Here is a 19,990-nt window from a genome sequence, read left to right on the forward strand (position 1 = left end):
AATGAATCAAAAAATAGCAATTATAGGTGGTGGTAATTTAGGTCAGGCTATCGCTTCTGGTTTAATGTCAGAAGATTATATTGCTTCAGATTTAACAATTACACGTCATAAAATTGAGCTATTATTCGATTTTAAAAATCGAGGTGTTAAGGTTACTACGAATAACTGTGAAGCTGTACAAACGTCGCAGATCATCATTATTGCAGTAAAACCTTATAAAATTCAATCGGTTTTAAAAGAAGTCTCGCCTTACATCACTAAAGAACATTTACTAATTTCAGTTGTTAGTGATTTTACCATTGAAAGCATTGCTTCAGAATTACAATCGACTCCAGTGATATTTAGAGCGATGCCTAATACAGCGTCTTCAGTTAATGAATCGATGACATGTATTGCATCTCATAATGCTTCCGAAGAAAATATTAAAACGGTCACTTCTATATTTAATGCTTTAGGAAAAACCATTTCAATTGACGAACAACTTATGGATGCTGCAACCGTCTTAGGTGCCTGCGGAATAGCTTATGTACTTCGCTTTATTAGAGGCATGATTCAAGGTGGTATTGAAATAGGTTTCGATGCAAAAACTGCAACCCAAATTGCAACACAAACTGTAAAAGGCGCCAGTGAATTATTATTACAAAAAGGTAATCATCCGGAAGCTGAGATTGATAAAGTAACAACTCCTAAAGGTTGTACAATTGCTGGATTAAATGAAATGGAACACCAGGGCTTTAGTTCCGCATTAATTAGAGGTATCAAAACCTCTTATGATAATATTGCAGACGATTAATTACTTTTTTAACAATCTAAATGTTGAAATACTATTTGATGTATTCATCGTTAATTGGATGAAATACGTGCCATCACTTAAACTTGAAATATCATAAACGTTTTCATTTTTTTTATCCATTTCTTTTATTAACCTACCATTAACATCAAAAATATTGATTTTAAAACCATCTTGACTATTTGTTTTTATTGAAAAAAATGTATTAGTAGGATTAGGAAATAACTTAAAATCATCTTTATTTTCAATGTCCATTACAGATAAAACTCTAACCAATTTTAATACCCAAACGGCTCCTTTTTGAAAACCATTTTCGCTATCACCATATGCTCCAACTACCAAACTTAATTGACCTCCCAAATTCCCAACAGAACTGACTGAAAATCCAAAGTAATTATCTTCACTAAGATTTTCATTGAAACCATTCAAATTAGTAGCATATTTTTCAAAACTATCTACCGTTCCATCTTGATTTAAATTAATTATGTAGAAAGAACCTGCGTTTTCATTAGTTCCATTAACATACCCACTACTTCCAACTAGAATTTCTTTTTTACCATCCTCATTAATATCCATTACATTAGCTATAGACTTTCCAAAATGAGAAAACTGAGATAAGGTATCTGTAAAACCTCCAACAGTTTCACTAATTTTCTGATGACTAGAAACAGTACCATCACTATTAAGAAATAAAATATAAACTGCTCCTTTATTAAATCCGCCATCATCATCACGATAGGCACCTACAGCCAAATCAATAACACCATCATTATTTAAATCTCCAATATTGCATACAGAACCGCCAAAAGAATCTTCTATATCTAGAGTTCCTGTGAAACCACCAGATGTTGAACTTATTTTTTGATAATTATTTACCGTAAAATCTGCATTTAAAAACAAAATCCAAACAGCTCCTTTTTCTAAACCACCATCACCATCTCGTCTTGCAGCAACTGCAATATCTGTATGTCCATCTCCATTAAGATCTCCTAAACTTTCAATATCTGTCCCAAAAACATCCCAAACATCTAAACTTCCACCAAAACTCCCTTCTACACTACTTATTTTCTGATGAGAATAGACTGTACCATCATTATTTAATGACAATATCCATATAGCGCCATGTCTATAACCACCATCACCATCATATTCAGCGCCTACAGCTATTTCTGTTTTTCCATCACCATCTAAATCACCTAAATAAGAAATAGATGCTCCGAAAATATCCCACTCTTCTAGAACTCCACTAAAACCTCCTGAATTGTTTCCGATTTTTGTATAATTGCCAACAGAACCTGTACTGTCAAGAAATAAAATATAAACTGAACCAGCATTTAAAGCACCTTGATTGTCTTTTAATGAACTAACTGCTAGGTCAGGAACGCCATCATTATTTAAATCACCAATACCTTCTACTGTGTAACCAAACCAATCTTCCGATTCTAAAACTGCATTAAAATTGCCATTAGAATCATTAATTTTAGTTTGTGATGCAACGTTATATACTTGAGAAAAACTTAAATTGCAAACCAATGCTAAGGTGAGAGTTAAAATTTTTGAGTTAGATTTCATTTAAGAGATTTTTTTGATACAGCCTACGGCGATTAACAAATATAACAAAAATGTACGAAGGAAAATTTCCACATAAAAGATACAAGCTTACTTTAGAGTTTCTTAACAAACACATAGATAGTTCAAAAACTATATTAGATTTAGGAGTTCGAAATCCGTTTACCGAAATCATGATCCAAAATGGATATTCTGTTGAAAACACCTCTGGTTTGGACTTAGATTTAGACACCTCTGAAATAAAAAATTCAAACGCAGACGTGGTAACGGCCTTTGAAATCTTTGAGCATCTTCTTTCTCCTTTTACTGTTTTAAAGTCAATACAAACTGATAAATTGGTTGCAAGTGTTCCGCTTAAATTGTGGTTTGCATCTGCATATCGAAGTAAAACTGACCTTCGAGACAGGCATTATCACGAATTTGAAGACTGGCAATTTGACTGGTTACTTGAAAAATCTGGCTGGAAAATCATTGCTTCAGAAAAATGGACAAATCCAGTAAAAAAAATTGGAGTTAGACCGATTTTACGTAGGTCTACTAACAGATATTATATCGTATATGCTGAAAGATTGTAAATTTGAAACTTTGAATTCCAGATTCCCATTCGTTTTCTTTAGATTTGAAAGTAAGCATTTACATTTGAGTTTTAAATGAATTTCTACATTGTCATTCCAGCCCATAACGAAGAAGATTCTATAGGCTTAACACTTGAATCTTTAGCAGAACAAACGCTTTTGCCTAAAAAAGTTATTGTAGTAAATGATCATTCAACAGATAAGACAGTGTCTATCATCCAGAAATATGTAAATCAGCATCATTGGCTAAATTTAGTAAACACGAGTTCATCAAATGAACATATTCCTGGTTCGAAAGTAATTAATGCATTTTACAAAGGTTATGAAATCCTTGATGAAAATTATGATATAATCTGCAAGTTTGATGCAGACATCATTCTGCCAAAAGATTATCTAGAAAATATAAAACTCCTTTTTGAAACCGATAAGTCAATAGGCATTGCTGGTGGATTAGCGTATATTAAAAGAAATGGTGCTTGGGTTTACGAAAACATCTCCAATAAAAATCATGTTCGAGGACCTTTCAAAGCTTACAGAAAATTATGTTTTGAACAAATAGGTGGCTTAAAAACATCTATTGGCTGGGATACAGTAGATACTTTACTCGCAAAATATCATGGATGGAAAGTGGTCACTGACAAAACCTTACATATAAAGCATTTAAAACCTACAGGTTTTAGTTACAATACCTCATCCAAATATTTGCAAGGTGAAGCCTTGTATAAAATGCGTTACGGATTTACAATTACTTTAATTACCGCTTTAAAAATGGCACTAAAAAAGCGAAGTTTTAACATTTTTATTAATTATATGAACGGCTATTTTAAGGCCAAACGCTCTAATTTGGAATATTTGGTTACAGAAGATGAAGGTAAATTTATCCGGAATCTTAGATGGAATGGGATTTTCGAAAAATTCAAGTAACCCTTTGTCAATTGTATCAATTAATGAGAACCTGAAATCGAAGATTCATCAATACCTTAGTTTAAAATATATTTAAGAATAATCAAGTTCAAGATGCCACAACTAACAAAACTAAAAACTCCAACCTTTATAGCTGCTCGACGATTCTAGTTTATTTTCTATACCATCTTCAAGCTCTGAAAAGAAATCAATTCCTGTCAATTCTTCAATTTGATCAACAGATACGACAAACTTATATAAAGGTTGATTTGAATCTTCATGAGGCATTAAAAAGGCAATCATCTTTGCATTTCCGGTATTTGTGTCAATTAATACTTTATAAAATTGATTTGGAACACTCACATCTTCGTCTCCAATGGTTTTCATTTCACCTTTTAAAATTCCACCAGTAATTACAAAAACACCATCATATTTTCCTGCCCAATACCTTACCTTCTGCTCAAGTGTATTCCAGATACCAGAATTGAATTGATGCTCTTGCGGACTGATATTACTAGTTAAAAATGTTTCATCATGTGCTTGTTTACTAAAACGTCTGTCACCTGCAGGACACAAATGACCTCTGTCGTACCCTGAATTTTTATAGTTTCTCCAATGTGCAGCTCCAGTTTTAACAGCCTCATCAATTTCAAAATATGGTCGCTTAAAATTGGTATTAGATAAATGGGATTTTTTTAATTCGTAAGCCACCCATTCGGCTTGTTCATGAGTTTCACTGTATGACAACGAATAGTGTTCGTGATGTACAATTTGTCCTGTAGTGCTTGAAGGCAGGAAGTATTCGTTTGTATTGGTTTTAACTGTTGAGCCTTCTTTAATAATTTCTGACGCTTCTTTAGACTCTAGAACATATTCGTAACCAAAAATTGCTAGAATTAGGAATAAGGCTATGACGGAATATAAGGTTCGTTTTTTCAAAATTAATCGATTACAAATTCTAAAGGTTCACCAATGGACGCATTTGGAAAACTAATTCCTAAAAGTGCTGAAATGGTTGGCGCAATATCAGTAATATATGTACGCTGCAACGTTTGTCCTTGCTTAATCCCCTTTCCGAAGAACAACAAAGGTACATGCGTATCATAATTAAATCCGGAATGATGATCTGTACCTGTTCTATTCCAATTGGTATCTTTAAAGACTTCAGGAGTAAATGTAAACAAAATATCTCCAGAGCGTTTTTGGTGATGTCCATTATACAACATCATTTCCTGATATCCTGATGATTCAGGAAACAAGTTAATTTCTGAAGTTATATACACATTACTAATTAACTTATAACTTAATAATTTGCGAGATACTTTAGTTTTCAATTCCTGAAGATCAATCTCATGAGCTTCAATTTTTTGATGATCTAAAAATATCTGATTATTTATTCTGCTCAAAGCCAAATCTGAAACCTTATAAGTGTCGAACAAATACGCGTTAACATCGTTCAACATTGCATTTAAATCAAACAAGCCTGAAGGAATTTTACTATCTTTCAAATAAGCAGGTACGTGAGGTGCTCCATGATCTGAAGTTAAAAACACGGTATATTCTCCCGTTCCAACCATTTCATCTAGAGCCTTAAACAAACGTTCAAGTTCAAGATCTAAACGTAAGTAGGTATCCTCAACTTCGATAGAATTCGGGCCATAATCATGTCCAACTTTATCTGTACTGGAATAGCTAACTGTAAGAACATCAGTAATATTATCTTTCCCTAATTGTTCGGCTTCAATCGCTTTGATGGTAAAATCGGTTATAAGACTATTTCCAAAAGGCGAATTCGCTACCACATGAAAACCACCATTGTCAGTCTTTAATTCGTCTAACTTATGGGGAAAACCTGATTGATGTTCACCTTTCAACACACGTTCATAAGCGTTAGCATCCACTCCACTTTCTTCATAAGAACTAATATCATATAGAGTATTCCAGGTTTTGAAATAACTCTGGGCTTTCCCTGAAGCATTAAACTCATTTACCCATTGAGGTAGCGCATCCATATAAAATGTACTAGAAATCCAGTTGCCCTCTCCACCATGTTCATAATCCCACCAATAGGCAGCATTTGCAGTATGACCTGCAGCAAATACAGCGCCTCTATGTTTTACAGAAATCCCAATAGTTTTTCCTTTCATTTGGGTAAATAATCGATTTTCGTCAGCAAAAGTTGTGACCAACATTTGAGCTGGAGATTTTTTTCCGTCTTTACTTTTTGTGCCTACAGGTTCTACCGTAAGATCTTCTACACAATTGATATTTCGCAATAGTGTTTTATCAAACCAATCATTTCCTATTATGCCATGGTATTTTGGCGTAGTTCCTGTAAAAATTGAAGCATGGCCTGGACCTGTTTTAGTTGGTATATAATTGTAATGATTATTTTTACATTGATACCCTTCATTTATCATTCGCTTGAATCCACCTTCTCCATATTTATGATAAAACCTGGTTAAATAATCATATCGCATTTGATCCACTACAATTCCTACGACTAGTTTTGGATTATCATTTTGTGACTGTAAAGTGTTTATGACAAATAAAATACTGAAAAATAAGAATACGTTCTTTAACATAATAGCGTGCTTGAAGTTTCAAAAATACAGATTTTAGAACATCGAAGTTTAAATTTAAGGTTAAATAAGATTAGTTTTTTTACTTTAGCATAATCAAAATTCGCTATGCAATACCTTCATAATATTGGCACCTATTTTTTAATGATTGCTGAGATGTTTCGCAAACCTACCAAATGGTCTGTAATGCGAACGCTCATCTTAAAAGATATAGATGACTTGATTATTGGATCTTTAGGTATCGTAGCCTTTATTTCGTTTTTTGTTGGTGGTGTTGTTACGATTCAAACAGCATTAAATATTAGCAATCCACTAATTCCAAAATACTTAGTCGGCTTCGCTACGCGACAATCTGTGATTTTAGAATTTGCGCCTACATTTATTTCCATTATTATGGCTGGTAAAGTAGGCTCTTTTATTACATCCAGTATCGGAACGATGCGAGTTACAGAACAAATTGATGCCTTAGAGGTCATGGGAATTAACGCTCTTAATTATTTAGTGTTTCCAAAATTTATTGCATTAATGCTATATCCGTTTGTAATTTCAATAGCCATGTTTTTAGGCGTTATAGGCGGAATGGCTGCCTGTGTTTATGGTGGATTTAGCACTTTAGAAGATTATATCACTGGTGTTCAAACTGATTTTATTCCATTTCATATTGTATATGCCTTTATTAAAACGATTGTATTTGCATTTCTTTTGGCTACCATCCCATCGTTTTATGGTTTTTATATGAAAGGTGGTGCACTAGAAGTTGGGAAAGCCAGCACAACATCGTTTGTTTGGACGAGTGTCATGATTATATTATTAAATTATATACTAACCCAAATGCTTTTAAGCTAATGATAGAAGTCACTAATGTAGAAAAATCATTTGGAGATGCTCATATTTTAAAAGGCATCAGCACTACTTTTGAAAAAGGAAAGACCAGCTTAGTTATTGGTCAAAGTGGTTCTGGAAAAACGGTATTCTTAAAGTGCTTATTAGGCTTGTTTACTCCTGAATCTGGAACTATTTCTTACGATGGAAAAATTTATTCTCAGTTAAGTGATGACGAAAAACGAAATTTAAGAGCTAAAATGGGAATGGTATTTCAAGGCAGTGCGCTTTTCGATTCGATGACCATTGCTGAGAATGTGATGTTTCCCTTACGCATGTTTACCAAACAGAGTAAAAGCGAAATGGAAGATCGTGTGAATTTTGTACTCAACAGAGTTAATCTTACTGATGCGCATCATAAAATGCCAAGTGAAGCTTCTGGAGGCATGCAGAAACGTGTTGCTATTGCAAGAGCTATTGTTAATAAACCTATGTATTTGTTTTGTGACGAACCTAATTCTGGTTTAGATCCAAAAACGGCCATTGTCATTGATAACCTCATTCAAGAGATTACAGATGAATATAACATCACTACTGTAATTAACTCTCATGATATGAATTCTGTAATGGAAATCGGAGAAAAAATCGTATTTCTAAAAGATGGCTACAAAGCTTGGGAAGGCTCTAAAGAAACCATTTTTAAAACAGATAATGAAGTTGTAACAGACTTTGTATATTCTTCTGAATTATTTAAAAAAGTAAGAAAAATGTACATTGAAGAAAACGAATAAAGCATTCATCATCTTCAATGTATTAATCAAGTTTTTAGTCTTCCTTTAAAATTAAAATTCGATCCTCTTTTAACTTGTCGTTAAGCCAGGTCTTAATCTCGTTTTCTTTCAATTTTACCAGACTATCATTTAGTTTTGAATTCCATTTTAAGCTCACCACAGTTACCGTGTCAACCTTAATAAAATCAGATGATTCTAACATTTTAGCATAGCCGAAATATTCCAAATCTGAAAACCTGATTTTAGCATCTTTTGCCACTGTAGAATACAAAACATTATCGGTATTTTTTACTCTGTTCTCTAATTGATCATTCAAACTAATGACATTACTTTTCAAAGTTTCTATTTCCTCTCTCAACCCAGTAATAATGTAATCTTTTTGTTCTAAATCTATAGTTGCTTTATCATAGAGTTCGATAATTTTATCTGAACTTCTATTTTTATTTCCACTTATTCTTAAATCAAAGGACTGAATGTTTTCATAGCCTTTAAGCTCATTTTCTAAATCGGTTATAGTTGCTTCTGCTAATTCTCCATTAAAATATAACGAAATTGTTCTGGCATCCATGTCCATATTCTCACGTTGCAACCATAGATTAGGATTTGGTTCAATTTCATTCTTTATAAAGTTTTTATAGTCACGTTGGTACTTACTTTCTGTTAACACATTCAAAAAGGTCCAAACAGCAGGCACCATAACTAAAACAGCGACCAAAGATGCTAACTGAGCAATACGTTTACGTTTTTTAGAGTTAGCGTATTTAAGCATCGGAAAACGCAATATCTTTAAGACTAAAAATGTAGCTAGTGCAATAAAAATAGTGTTGATGGTAAACAAATACATGGCTCCACCAAAATACTGAAAATTGCCTTCAGCCAAGCCGTAACCAGCAGTACATAAAGGAGGCATTAAAGCCGTAGCAATGGCTACACCAAATATTACAGAGGCAATTGTTCCTTTTTTTGTTCTGGCAATTATTAATGCCAAACCACCAAAAAATGCTATTAACACATCACGAATATCAGGACGTGTTCTTCCTAAAAGTTCTGAAGTTTCTTCACTTAAAGGAAACAACCAGAAAAACAAAAAGGCCGTTAATAAACTCAGCACTATCATAGTTGCTAAATTGATAAGCGACTTTCTTAAGGTGTCAATATCGTTAATAGCAATTGACATTCCAACACCTAAAATCGGACCCATTAGAGGAGAAATAAGCATGGCTCCAATAACTACAGCTGTTGAATTGGCATTTAATCCAATCGATGCCACAAAAATTGAACACACTAAAATCCAGGCTGTAGCTCCTTTAAATGGAATATCGCCTTTTATAGCCTGAATGGTCGCATCTCTGTCTGTATCATCTCTAAAATCAAGAAGCTCAGTAAAAAAATGAGTCATGCTCTGGAAGAGTCCCTTGGCATCTTTTCTTACTGCCTCTTTAGATTGTTCGACAGCTTTATCTTTATTCATCTCATTCGTTGCGCGCTGCTGCTCTTCTTCAGAAAAATTGAATTTACTTTCTTCACTCATAACTATCCGTAATGCTCTCCAAAAGTTGACTTCACCTTCTGGAGCACTTTTTTAATATCTTGTTCTTTTGCCTTCGGAAAGATAAGCAAAACTTCGTCTTTATCTACAATAATATAATCCTGTAGCCCATCAACTACCACAATTTTATCTCCTTTCGTTCGAATCATATTACCTGAAGCATCTTCAGTTAAAGTTCTGGCATTAACAACAGCATTATTAGCTTTGTCTTTATCAAGCTTATCATAAAGACTTCCCCAAGTCCCTAAGTCATTCCAATCAAAGGTAGCTGGCAATACATATACATTTCGAGAAGATTCCATTATAGCATAATCAACTGAAATATTTTCAGCTTTCTTATAATTTTCACGTATAAAATCGTCTTCTCGTTCAGTGTTATACACCTCGATTCCGTTTTTAAACAGTTGGTATAATTCAGGTTGATTCTTCTTATATGCATCGACTACACTAGAGACACTCCACATAAAAATACCTGCATTCCATAAAAAATTTCCCTGAGCAATAAACTCCTTCGCAGTTTCATAATCTGGTTTTTCACGAAATTGATTTACAGGTTTTATATCCGAATTATTAGACTTATCATATTCAATGTATCCATAGCCTGTATTAGGAAAGCTTGGTTGAATTCCCAATGTCATAAGTGCGTCATTTTGCGAACAGAAATCAAAAGCTTGTTGAACATTACTTGTAAAAGCAGCTTCATCTTCAATCCAGTGGTCACTCGGAGCGACAATCATAACAGCATTCTTGTTTTCTTTCTGAATTTTTAAAGCTGCATATAAAATACAAGGTGCGGTATTTCGCATGGCTGGCTCCAAGACAACCTGACGCTCAGTTACATCTGGCAATTGTTCAAAAACCAAATCGTTATAACGTTCATTGGTTAAAATGAAGATATTTTCTTTCGGTATTAAATTGGCGAGTCGATTAAACGTTTTCTGAATAAGCGTGTCTCCTGTTCCTAACATATCGTGAAATTGCTTTGGAAAATCTTGCGTACTAACAGGCCAAAATCTTGATCCTACTCCTCCAGCCATCAATATGGCATAATAATTTTTATTCATTAAAATATATGTTTTGTCATTTAGAACATATTGAATAATTTCTTTAAAAAAAAGACTTTTCAACTATGTTCATCAAATTGACATGGTTAATCGTTTAGTATTTCTACCTCAGCATTAGGATTAAACAAGTATAAACGTCCTGTTTTAATCTCTACACATTCAAATCGTGTTCGACGTTGTAGTCCTTTCTTAAAGATACGACCATTGTATAATTTGAATGTGCTGTGCAAAGGTAATTCAAATATAAATGTTTTATCGTTTGGAGCGTCGAATTGCTTTAATGCATAGGCGAGTTGAATATCTGTATCGCTGGATGCCTTCGGATTTTTAAAATGCTTAGCCATAAGTGGTAAGATTTCAACAGGAAAAATTTCAGGATTTAAAAACGGTAACATTAAATGCTGAAAGGTTCGTTTCCATTCTATTCCGTGAGGTTTAATTGCTTTTCCGTAATTTTTAAACGCTTCAAAATGGGCTATTTCATGCAATAAAGTGATAAGAAACCTATAACAATTTAGATTAGAATTAACGGTAATTTGATGCTTTCCGTTAGGTAATCGCCTATAATCACCATGTCTGGTTTTACGTTCCTGCTTCACTTTAACTACAAGACCATCATGTTGTAATAATTCCAAAACCTTTGGAATTGCTTTCTCTGGAATATATTCCTTAAGGGTTGTTTGCATGAGGTGAAGGTGATAAACGCGTATTAGTTTTTAAATAACAACATTACAGAATTTCCATTGACATATAAAATGTATAAGCCTTCGGATGTGTCCTGCGGAAACTGAAGTTTTGTTCTTCGGCTAAACTCATTAAAATCTGAATTAAGAATAGTTATTTGTCGTCCTCTAATATCAAACAAACTAAACGCATCTGAAGCATTGGTATTAGTGATAAAGACTTCAAAATTCACAACTGGATTTGGAAATACGATTTGACGTTCGTCTTGAAACGAATTGACTTCACCACTAAAGTAAGGCACTGCAAAATCGAAGGCATCACGACCCACTTTTTCACCGATTAATCTGCCTGGAAGATCATCTGCTGGTGGATGAATACCTCCCCAAATTCTAGATAAACTTGTTTGATCTGAAGCGTCTCTGTACGTTGCCCATTGCAAAGTAACATCTACTGAAGGTCCTTCCTCAAAAACTAAAAACTCATTCTGTTTTGCTACAAATTCTCCAATACCACCTGGAAAAAATTCACTACCAGTAATTTTTGTTAGTACTTCAGCCGCAGCTCTTGAATATGTTGAGTGACCTGAAACAAAACCTGCAAAAGGAGGTGTTACAAATGTTGGACGTTGATATGGCCACCAATTTTCGGCTAAAATCCATCCTACACCAGCTTCATCGGTGTCTTCATCATCGATAAAATCTGGACCTCTCCAGGTATAAAGTTTTATTTTTCCGAGATGCTGATTTGTATTTCCCGCTAGAGGGTCTCCAGACTCAACCACTTCAATATAGCCTTCAACCAAAGGAATTCCTCCGACATTGTAATTATCTAAATTTTCATTAGTACTTTGACCTAATAGCGCCATGTATCGAATTGCTGAAATTGGTCTCACGTAATCATACCAGCCTTTGATACTCCATGCCGAAATAGCAGCATCGTGCATAGTTCCTCCCAAAATAAAATACGATTTCACATCCCATTCTAAATCATCAAGAACTTCTCCCTCACCTTGAAACTTTTTTTCTAATAAAGGATGTTCATTAACATAGTTTAAAATAGTAAACCAGTGACCTGGAGGCGTTTCAGAATCAGGACCATCAGCCCAAAACTCAGCCAGAACCCTTGCATAATCACCTCTAGGAACTATATTAGATTGATATGATTCTCCAGTTATGGGATTTTGGGAATGACCACTACCAATATCACCTCCTTCAAAAACATTATAAAAACTAGGATAATCTTCATATTCTGTAGGAAATTCATCGATGTTTGTATTCCCTAACGAACCTGGAGAAATGTCCCAAAGCACGCCATCATCAGGATCAAGATGAGAACCCCAAATTGACACCATTGAAAAACCTAATTTATATGCATCACTGGATGTGTTATTTTCTGTTAAACTCAAATATGGTGGTGCACCTGGATCGTTATAAACCTTGTAAGAATCTCCATTTCTTTCATAAGTGGCACTTTCTCCCTCGCTCATGGCGAAAGTCCAAACATTTCCCCATTCGGGACTCAAAAAATCTATTGTAGAACCAAGAATAGGATTACCACTTTGGTCAATAAACGTATCCAAACTTAAAGGCTGCCAACGATTAGGATCTTGCATTTCTATAGTCGTTGGAATCACTGGAGCCAATGAAGAGTTAACTGGTTCATAATACGCGTTATCAAATTGCGTGAGCTCTCTTGAACCATCCATATTTCCGTAAGCGATAATGGTTTCGGCGACATAGTTTCCTAATGCTGCAGCATTACCAAACTCGTAAACTGTTGATGTAGCAGTTTCGGTATTATAGCCTAACTGCTCCATAATTAATTCAAATAAACGTTGAGACGCTTCTGCATTAGGAGAATTTTGAAAGCGATAACTTAGTAAGCGATACATAGCATAACTAATAGCTTTTTTTCTAGATGCTTCAATACTTTCAATTGGAATAAAGTCCTCAATCGTACTACTAAAACCGTTATAAGAATTACCTATTAGATATGGCCTGGCAACCTCATCATAAATGGCCCATATATCATACATAGCAACACTGGTATGAAATAAATTTCTGGCGTGAACCGTTGGTCTTGCAAAGTCATTTCTTATTGCTTGAAGTAACACTTCATTCCATATTCTAGCAATAGACACGTCTTCAGGAATTTGATTTATGTTTAATGATACGTCAACAGATTCCTCCAGACTGAAACAGGTTCCGTTTGTTTCTCTCACGCTTAGCCGACCAGTTTCATTTAAGCCCCATTTCACTGTGACACTATTTGTACCTTGCCCTTCTATAATTTCACCACCTGAAATTTGCCAAATAGCAGTGGAACCAGATGAAATAGGATAGGTATACATTTCAGTAACCAAAAATCCTGAAGAGGTATTCCCAGAAATTTGAAAAGATTGTAAATACGTACAACTCCCATCGTCTAAGACTGCATCAGGAGTATATGTGCATGAATTTGGATCTGTACAGCCATAAATTTTTTCACTTGGCTCAATATCTAAAGTCGTAATTCCATCTCCTTCAATGGCTCTAACCGTAGTATTTGCATCTAGATTTTGATAGGTTTCAATTAATCCTGAAGGCCATTTTATTTCTAGCTCTGAAATTATAGTTTCATTACCTAAACCGAAGTGAACCGGTTGAAGACTTTGAGACACAAATCCAACTCCAGTGTAGTAGCGTTTAAATGTTCCGAGATTAGTCGTAATCGTTACCGTTGTTCCAATGGCATCACGATTAGAGACCGTTCCTTGAAGTAATAATTTAAACCAATTTTGAGTGATGGATTCATCAAAATTTAAAAGCTTATTTTCATATAAAAATGAGGACTGATCAGAATTTGTTAAAAAAATGTCTAAATCACCATCATTGTCGTAGTCAAAATCAGCAACACCAACACTAACTGTTAAATCATTAAAACCTACAGTTTCAGAATTATCTTCAAAACCATTCTGACCTTCAATGGCTAAATTCTTATAATATACATTACGTTCGGTAGTACGATCTTCAAATACGTAACCATTGGCGATAATTAAATCTTCATCGCCATCTAAATCAAAATCCGCAAATTGTGTTCCCCAAGACCAACCAGTTTCAGTAATGTTATTTACAGCTGACTCTTCGGTGAAATTATTAGTCCCATCATTTTGAAGTAATACATTCTCATCAATTCCTGTTATAAAAATATCAAAAGCACCATCCAGATTGAAATCACCTAAAGTAATTCCCATATCATTAATAATATTATCCAATCCATAACTTTGTGCATCTTCAAAAAAACTTGTACCTGCTTGGCTGATATACAAGTCGTTTGCTTTATCAAAGTCATTTGTGACATACAAATCCATCCATCCATCATTATTAAAATCGAAAGGAATTGAAGTATAACTAGCCACAGGAAAATCATCATTTAGACCAGTCTCAGAAGAAACATCTTGAAAAGTTCCATTACCTAAATTCTCGTATAATTTATTACTTGGACACTTACGCCAATCACTTATATAAATATCTAAAAAGCCATCATTATTATAATCAAACCATGTTGCACCAGTATTTCTACATTCATTGAAACCCTGAATTCCAGCACTTTCCGTTACCTCTACAAACGTTCCGTCACCTTCATTATGAAAAAGCTGAACATTATATATATGTGTAAAAAAAAGATCAGGATAGCCGTCATTGTCATAATCTCCAAAAAAAGCACCATACTTAAAACCATCTAACGCATTTGTCTCTACTGTTTCGTCCTCAGGAGTTAATAAATTCACTAAACCAGATTCTTGAGTAACATCGGTAAACGTTCCGTTATTATTATTTCTAAAAAGTCTACTATGGCTTTTTTCTATACCATCTTCATCGATAGCCTTTGCTACCACAAAAACATCTAAATCAAAATCGCCATCATAGTCTGCAACTGCAACGCCATTATTTTCCTCTATAGCACCTAACCCAGAAACTATTTCTACACGTTCAAACGTTTGTCCAAAAAGTGCATTATTGTTTGTGATAACTACAATTATTAAACTATATAAAAGACAGGTGAAGTATGGTTTCATTTTTGTGAAATTCATTTTTGTAAAAATATTAAAAACTCTTCAAGATAAATATTGTTTAGTCTTTGAATAGCTTATTAAGGTGTTGAATTAGAAACCTGCAACACTTTACCATTATAAAATTTATTTCCGGTTATAGCAAACTGTTCTATATATATTGCCATTTCTCTTGCACTAGTTGGTGCTTTATAATCTGGAAACGCTTCTTTGAGCATTTCAGTTTGCACTGCACCCAAAGCCAACACATTAAATTGCGGACCCGTTTCTTTATATTCTTCGGCAAGTAATTCAGAAAGTGTAATTACTGCGCCTTTACTCGAACTATAAGCCGCTAAACCCGGAAATTTCATACTTCCCTGAATCCCTCCCATTGAGCTGATGGTTACGACGTGGCCATCACTTTTCATAAATGGCAATACAATTCGTGTCATTTCTGAAACACCAAAAACGTTAGTTTCGTATACTTTTGAAAAATCTTTAAATGAAGTCTCAGAGAAAGGTTTATTGAGCAACAGTCCTGCATTGTTGATTAAAATATCGACATGTTTCCATTCATTTTGAATAAACTGTTCTACCTTTTTGTAATCATCTTCTTCACATAAGTCAAAAGCGAAAGATGAAATATTATCAAAATGAAGATTACTAATTGGTTTTGCATTTCGTGATAATGCCAGTACATTATGGCCTTGGTTAGCAAATAAATGTACCAATTCAAAACCGATACCACGACTGGTTCCTGTAATAATTACATTTTTACTCTGACTCATACATTACAATTTCTTTGGTTGGTGTGTTGCTCATCTGCTCTATAGCTGGAATAATCTTATTTATAAGGTCGGCCATAAAATCGAAATTCAATTCACTAATTTCGTCATCGACATGATGGTAGTAATCAAAATTAGTCAAATCACAAGATGAAATGGTTTGACATGGTAATTTAAATTCCTGATAAAACGGATAATTATCTGAACGTTTAAATAAGCTATATTTTTTTGAAACATCAGAAAATCCTATAAGGTTATTACCAACATACGCATTCATTTTCGAAGCCATATTTGATAAATCATAACCAGAAACAAAAGCCTCATAATCTCGATCTTTCAAGGGCACTCCAATCATTTCAAAATTGACCATTGTATATAAGTCGAGATTTTCAGTTTTTAATTGTTTAGCTAAATGCTTTGATCCTAAAAGCCCCATTTCTTCAGCAGTAAATAAAATAATCATGAGACTACGTTTGTTATTCTTTTTAGTTGCAAAATATTTAGCCATTGCCAAGACACCTACAGTACCAGTAGCATTGTCATTAGCTCCATTTCCAATAGAATCATTTTCAACGGTTTTTCCTAATCCGATATGATCATAATGCGCTCCAAGAATAATGACTTCGTCTTTAAGTTTGTCATCTGTGCCTTCAATAAAACCAACAATATTAAAAGCTTGAATAGAGTCTGCTATTTTAAAATGATTCCTGTAGGTTTCAAAATAAGGCTTTACACCATAAGACTTCAACTGATTTTCGAGATAAGCTGCTGCAACTTCAATACCATCACTACCTGTCATTCTACCTTGTAATTCATCAGAAGCTAAAAAGCCAACCATGTCTTGAACTTCAGTATTGGTTATGGTGATTGATTCATGTTTTGGTTCTTTCTTACAGCTAAAAATGAGCAGAATAAGGCACAAGGGCAAGAGGTATTTCATAACTACATTTATTTTTTTTCTAAAGATAAAAAAACCTGAATTGAAAAAAATCAAATCAGGTTTTTATTATAAGAGATTCCTCGACAATACTCGGAATGATGTCTAAATACTATTTACACTAACATCGTAACTGGGTTTTCAATGTAGCCTTTCAAAGTTTGAAGGAATTGCGCTCCAGTAGCACCATCTACAGTTCTGTGATCACAAGCCAATGTTAGTTTCATTGTATTACCAGGAACTACTTGTCCGTTCTTAACCACAGGTTTTTCTACAATTGCTCCAACAGATAAAATTGCTGAATTTGGCTGGTTGATGATTGATGTAAAACTCTCAATACCAAACATTCCTAAATTAGAGATGGTAAATGTACTTCCTTCCATCTCTTCTAAAGATAATTTCTTATTTCTTGCTTTGCCTGCATAGTCTTTTACTGCAGCGCCTATTTGAGGCAAACTTTGCTCATTTGCAAAACGTACCACAGGAACCAGTAAGCCATCAGGGACAGCAACAGCAACACCAATATGCACGTGATTATTCAATTGCATTCTATCGTCAAACCATTGCGAATTCACTTGTGGATGTTGTTTTAAAGCTAAGGCACAAGCCTTAACAATCATATCATTGTAAGATATTTTAGTATCAGGCAACGAATTGTATTGTGCTCTAAAAGCGATCGCATTTTCCATGTCAAACTCCACATTCAAATAATAATGTGGTGCCGTAAATTTAGATTTCGCTAAATTTTTAGCAATCGCTTTTCGCATATTTGAATTTGGCACTTCATCAAAATCTTCTTGACCTGTTGGTACAAATTTACCAACTGATGCCGATTGAGCTGCAGGAGTAAAGTTTTCAATATCACGCTTTACAATTCGTCCATTTTCACCAGAACCATTAACCTGAGATAAGTTAATCCCTTTTTCTTCAGCCATTTTTTTCGCTAAAGGAGATACAAATACTCTTCCGTTTGTAGTTGACTTTGAAGGTTGAGACTTCTCGGCTACATTTGAAGGAGCAGCTGCTTCTTTTTTAGGCGCTTCAATAGCTTTGGTTTCTTTTTTTGGTGCATCTTCTTTTTTTGCTTCGGAAGCAGAGCCTCCTACTTTAAAGTTTTTTGCAATAGCAGAAACATCTGTGCCTTTCGGACCAATAATTGCTAATAATGCATCAACTTTTGCTGATTCACCTTCTTGTAAACCAATATGTAATAATGTGCCAGACTGGAAAGACTCAAATTCCATTGTAGCTTTATCCGTTTCAATTTCTGCAAGAATATCACCTTCTTCTACATCGTCACCAACTTTTTTCAACCAGGTTGCAACAGTACCTTCTTCCATCGTATCGCTTAAACGCGGCATGGTTACTACGGTTACACCTTCAGGAAGTTCTTGGCTTTCTGATGCATCTTGAGATGCTTCGTTCTTATTCACAACGTTATCTTCTTCAGATTTATCTTCAGCAGACTTGATGTCCTTAGAGTCGTCGTCTTCCTTTTCTAAGTTATCTTCTGAAGTCTTTCCATTTAAATATTCTGAAATATCCTCACCTTCATCACCAATGATTGCTAAAAGTGTATCAACTTTAGCAGTTTCTCCTTCTTGTATTCCAATATGTAGCAAAGTACCTTCATTGAAAGATTCAAACTCCATTGTTGCTTTATCCGTTTCGATTTCCGCTAAAATATCGCCTTCTTCAACTTTGTCTCCTACTTTCTTCAACCAAGTAGCAACAGTCCCTTCCTCCATCGTATCGCTCAAACGCGGCATGTTAATTACTTCTGCCATAGCTTATATTTTGTGTTGTATAAATGGATAATCTTCTTGCTCATAAACTGCATCGTACATGACGTTCATCTCAGGATATGGTGATTCTTCAGCGAATTTTTCACATTCACTTACTAATTTCTTAACACGTTTATCAATACCTTTAATGTCATCTTCTGTAGCATATTTCTTTTCTAAAATGATATCTTTTACCTGAGTAATAGGATCTATTTTTTTATACTCAGCAACTTCATCTTTTGTTCTGTAATGCTGTGCATCAGACATTGAATGCCCTCTGTATCTGTATGTTTTTAACTCTAAAAATGTTGGTCCGTCACCACGACGAGCACGTTGAATTGCTTCATCAAAGGCTTCAGCAACTTTTACAGGATTCATGCCATCTACTGGTCCGCAAGGCATTTCATAACCTAAACCTAATTTCCAAATTTCTGTATGGTTTGCTGTACGTTCAACAGAAGTTCCCATAGCATAACCGTTATTTTCACAAACGAATACCACAGGTAATTTCCATAGCATTGCCATGTTAAACGTTTCATGAAGAGAACCTTGACGAGCTGCCCCGTCGCCAAAGCAACATAAAGTGACAGCATCACTACCATGGTATTTATCACCAAAAGCAATTCCGGCACCAAGGGGAATTTGTCCACCTACGATACCATGACCACCATAAAAACGATGTTCTTTAGAAAAAATATGCATCGAACCACCTAAACCTTGTGATGTCCCAGTTGCTTTTCCATACAACTCAGCCATAACACGTTTAGGATCTACACCCATTCCAATCGGCTGCACATGATTTCTGTAAGCCGTAATCATTTTATCTTTAGTGAGATCCATAGCATGAAGCGCTCCTGCTAACACAGCTTCTTGGCCATTGTATAAGTGAAGAAATCCTCTCACTTTTTGTTGAATGTATACTGCAGCAAGTTTGTCTTCAAACTTTCTCCAGAACAACATGTCTTCATACCACTTTAGGTAAACTTCTTTTGTTACTTTTTGCATTTAATTTTGTATTGATATAAAACAACTACTTCAGATTAATTATCTCAAGCTTCTATTATCAAATCCTAATGTATCATATAGGATATGCGAATAACAAAAGTAACACTTTAGATAGTA

General features: G+C 34.5%; 16 protein-coding genes. 5 read left to right on the forward strand and 11 right to left on the reverse strand.

The window, feature by feature from the left end; genetic code table 11:
• Nucleotide 1 precedes the first annotated feature (1 nt).
• On the forward strand, nt 2-793 hold the full coding sequence (proC, locus tag TD18_RS09765) for a pyrroline-5-carboxylate reductase (protein ID WP_040251804.1): 792 nt from the start codon (nt 2-4) through the stop codon (nt 791-793).
• Here proC and TD18_RS09770 read toward each other — a convergent pair whose 3' ends face one another.
• On the reverse strand, nt 794-2,362 hold the full coding sequence (locus TD18_RS09770) for a T9SS type A sorting domain-containing protein (RefSeq protein ID WP_040251807.1): 1,569 nt from the start codon (nt 2,360-2,362) through the stop codon (nt 794-796).
• 50 nt (nt 2,363-2,412) lie between these two features.
• On the opposite strand from TD18_RS09770, the gene TD18_RS09775 reads away from it, so the two are divergent.
• Nucleotides 2,413-2,934, forward strand: coding sequence for a methyltransferase domain-containing protein (locus TD18_RS09775; RefSeq protein WP_040251809.1), 522 nt, complete (start codon nt 2,413-2,415; stop codon nt 2,932-2,934).
• Between the two features lie 75 nt (nt 2,935-3,009).
• Nucleotides 3,010-3,858 (forward strand): glycosyltransferase, encoded by an 849-nt coding sequence (locus tag TD18_RS09780; protein WP_040251812.1) that lies wholly within the window; start codon nt 3,010-3,012, stop codon nt 3,856-3,858.
• A 111-nt stretch (nt 3,859-3,969) separates the two neighbouring features.
• Here the strand turns inward: TD18_RS09780 and TD18_RS09785 are convergent, their stop codons facing one another.
• Together TD18_RS09785 and pafA are read right to left on the reverse strand one after the other, a co-directional pair.
• Nucleotides 3,970-4,776: a DNA/RNA non-specific endonuclease gene (locus TD18_RS09785; RefSeq protein WP_040251814.1), complete on the reverse strand. Its 807-nt coding sequence runs from the start codon at nt 4,774-4,776 to the stop codon at nt 3,970-3,972.
• 2 nt (nt 4,777-4,778) lie between these two features.
• The gene (gene pafA / locus TD18_RS09790) at nt 4,779-6,422 is read right to left on the reverse strand and encodes an alkaline phosphatase PafA (protein WP_040251816.1); all 1,644 of its coding nucleotides are present in this window, start codon (nt 6,420-6,422) and stop codon (nt 4,779-4,781) included.
• 105 nt (nt 6,423-6,527) lie between these two features.
• On the opposite strand from pafA, the gene TD18_RS09795 reads away from it, so the two are divergent.
• Both TD18_RS09795 and TD18_RS09800 read left to right on the forward strand, forming a co-directional pair.
• Nucleotides 6,528-7,265, forward strand: a complete 738-nt coding sequence (locus TD18_RS09795; RefSeq protein WP_040251818.1) for an MlaE family ABC transporter permease — start codon at nt 6,528-6,530, stop codon at nt 7,263-7,265.
• The gene (locus TD18_RS09800) at nt 7,265-8,032 is read left to right on the forward strand and encodes an ABC transporter ATP-binding protein (RefSeq protein ID WP_040251820.1); all 768 of its coding nucleotides are present in this window, start codon (nt 7,265-7,267) and stop codon (nt 8,030-8,032) included. The genes TD18_RS09795 and TD18_RS09800 overlap by 1 nt, the downstream gene beginning before the upstream one ends.
• A gap of 34 nt (nt 8,033-8,066) precedes the next feature.
• Here TD18_RS09800 and TD18_RS09805 read toward each other — a convergent pair whose 3' ends face one another.
• The 8 genes from TD18_RS09805 to pdhA form a co-directional block, all read right to left on the reverse strand.
• Nucleotides 8,067-9,563: a DUF389 domain-containing protein gene (locus TD18_RS09805; RefSeq protein ID WP_052461118.1), complete on the reverse strand. Its 1,497-nt coding sequence runs from the start codon at nt 9,561-9,563 to the stop codon at nt 8,067-8,069.
• A 2-nt stretch (nt 9,564-9,565) separates the two neighbouring features.
• Nucleotides 9,566-10,645 (reverse strand): mannose-1-phosphate guanylyltransferase, encoded by a 1,080-nt coding sequence (locus TD18_RS09810; protein WP_040252028.1) that lies wholly within the window; start codon nt 10,643-10,645, stop codon nt 9,566-9,568.
• Nucleotides 10,646-10,731: 86 nt separating this feature from the next.
• Entirely contained in the window at nt 10,732-11,331 is a 600-nt protein-coding gene (locus TD18_RS09815) for a SprT-like domain-containing protein (RefSeq protein ID WP_040251821.1), read from the reverse strand.
• A gap of 23 nt (nt 11,332-11,354) precedes the next feature.
• Entirely contained in the window at nt 11,355-15,386 is a 4,032-nt protein-coding gene (locus tag TD18_RS09820; protein ID WP_084205901.1) for an FG-GAP-like repeat-containing protein, read from the reverse strand.
• A 74-nt stretch (nt 15,387-15,460) separates the two neighbouring features.
• On the reverse strand, nt 15,461-16,150 hold the full coding sequence (locus tag TD18_RS09825; protein ID WP_040251826.1) for an SDR family NAD(P)-dependent oxidoreductase: 690 nt from the start codon (nt 16,148-16,150) through the stop codon (nt 15,461-15,463).
• Nucleotides 16,137-17,087: a M20/M25/M40 family metallo-hydrolase gene (locus TD18_RS09830; protein ID WP_040251829.1), complete on the reverse strand. Its 951-nt coding sequence runs from the start codon at nt 17,085-17,087 to the stop codon at nt 16,137-16,139. Before TD18_RS09830 ends, TD18_RS09825 begins: the two co-directional genes overlap by 14 nt.
• 113 nt (nt 17,088-17,200) lie before the next feature.
• Nucleotides 17,201-18,871, reverse strand: coding sequence for a pyruvate dehydrogenase complex dihydrolipoamide acetyltransferase (locus tag TD18_RS09835; protein WP_040251832.1), 1,671 nt, complete (start codon nt 18,869-18,871; stop codon nt 17,201-17,203).
• 3 nt (nt 18,872-18,874) lie between these two features.
• Entirely contained in the window at nt 18,875-19,873 is a 999-nt protein-coding gene (gene pdhA / locus TD18_RS09840; RefSeq protein ID WP_040251835.1) for a pyruvate dehydrogenase (acetyl-transferring) E1 component subunit alpha, read from the reverse strand.
• Between the last annotated feature and the right edge of the window lie 117 nt (nt 19,874-19,990).

Source organism: Psychroserpens mesophilus (assembly GCF_000826645.1).
Classification (GTDB): Bacteria; Bacteroidota; Bacteroidia; order Flavobacteriales; family Flavobacteriaceae; genus Psychroserpens; species Psychroserpens mesophilus.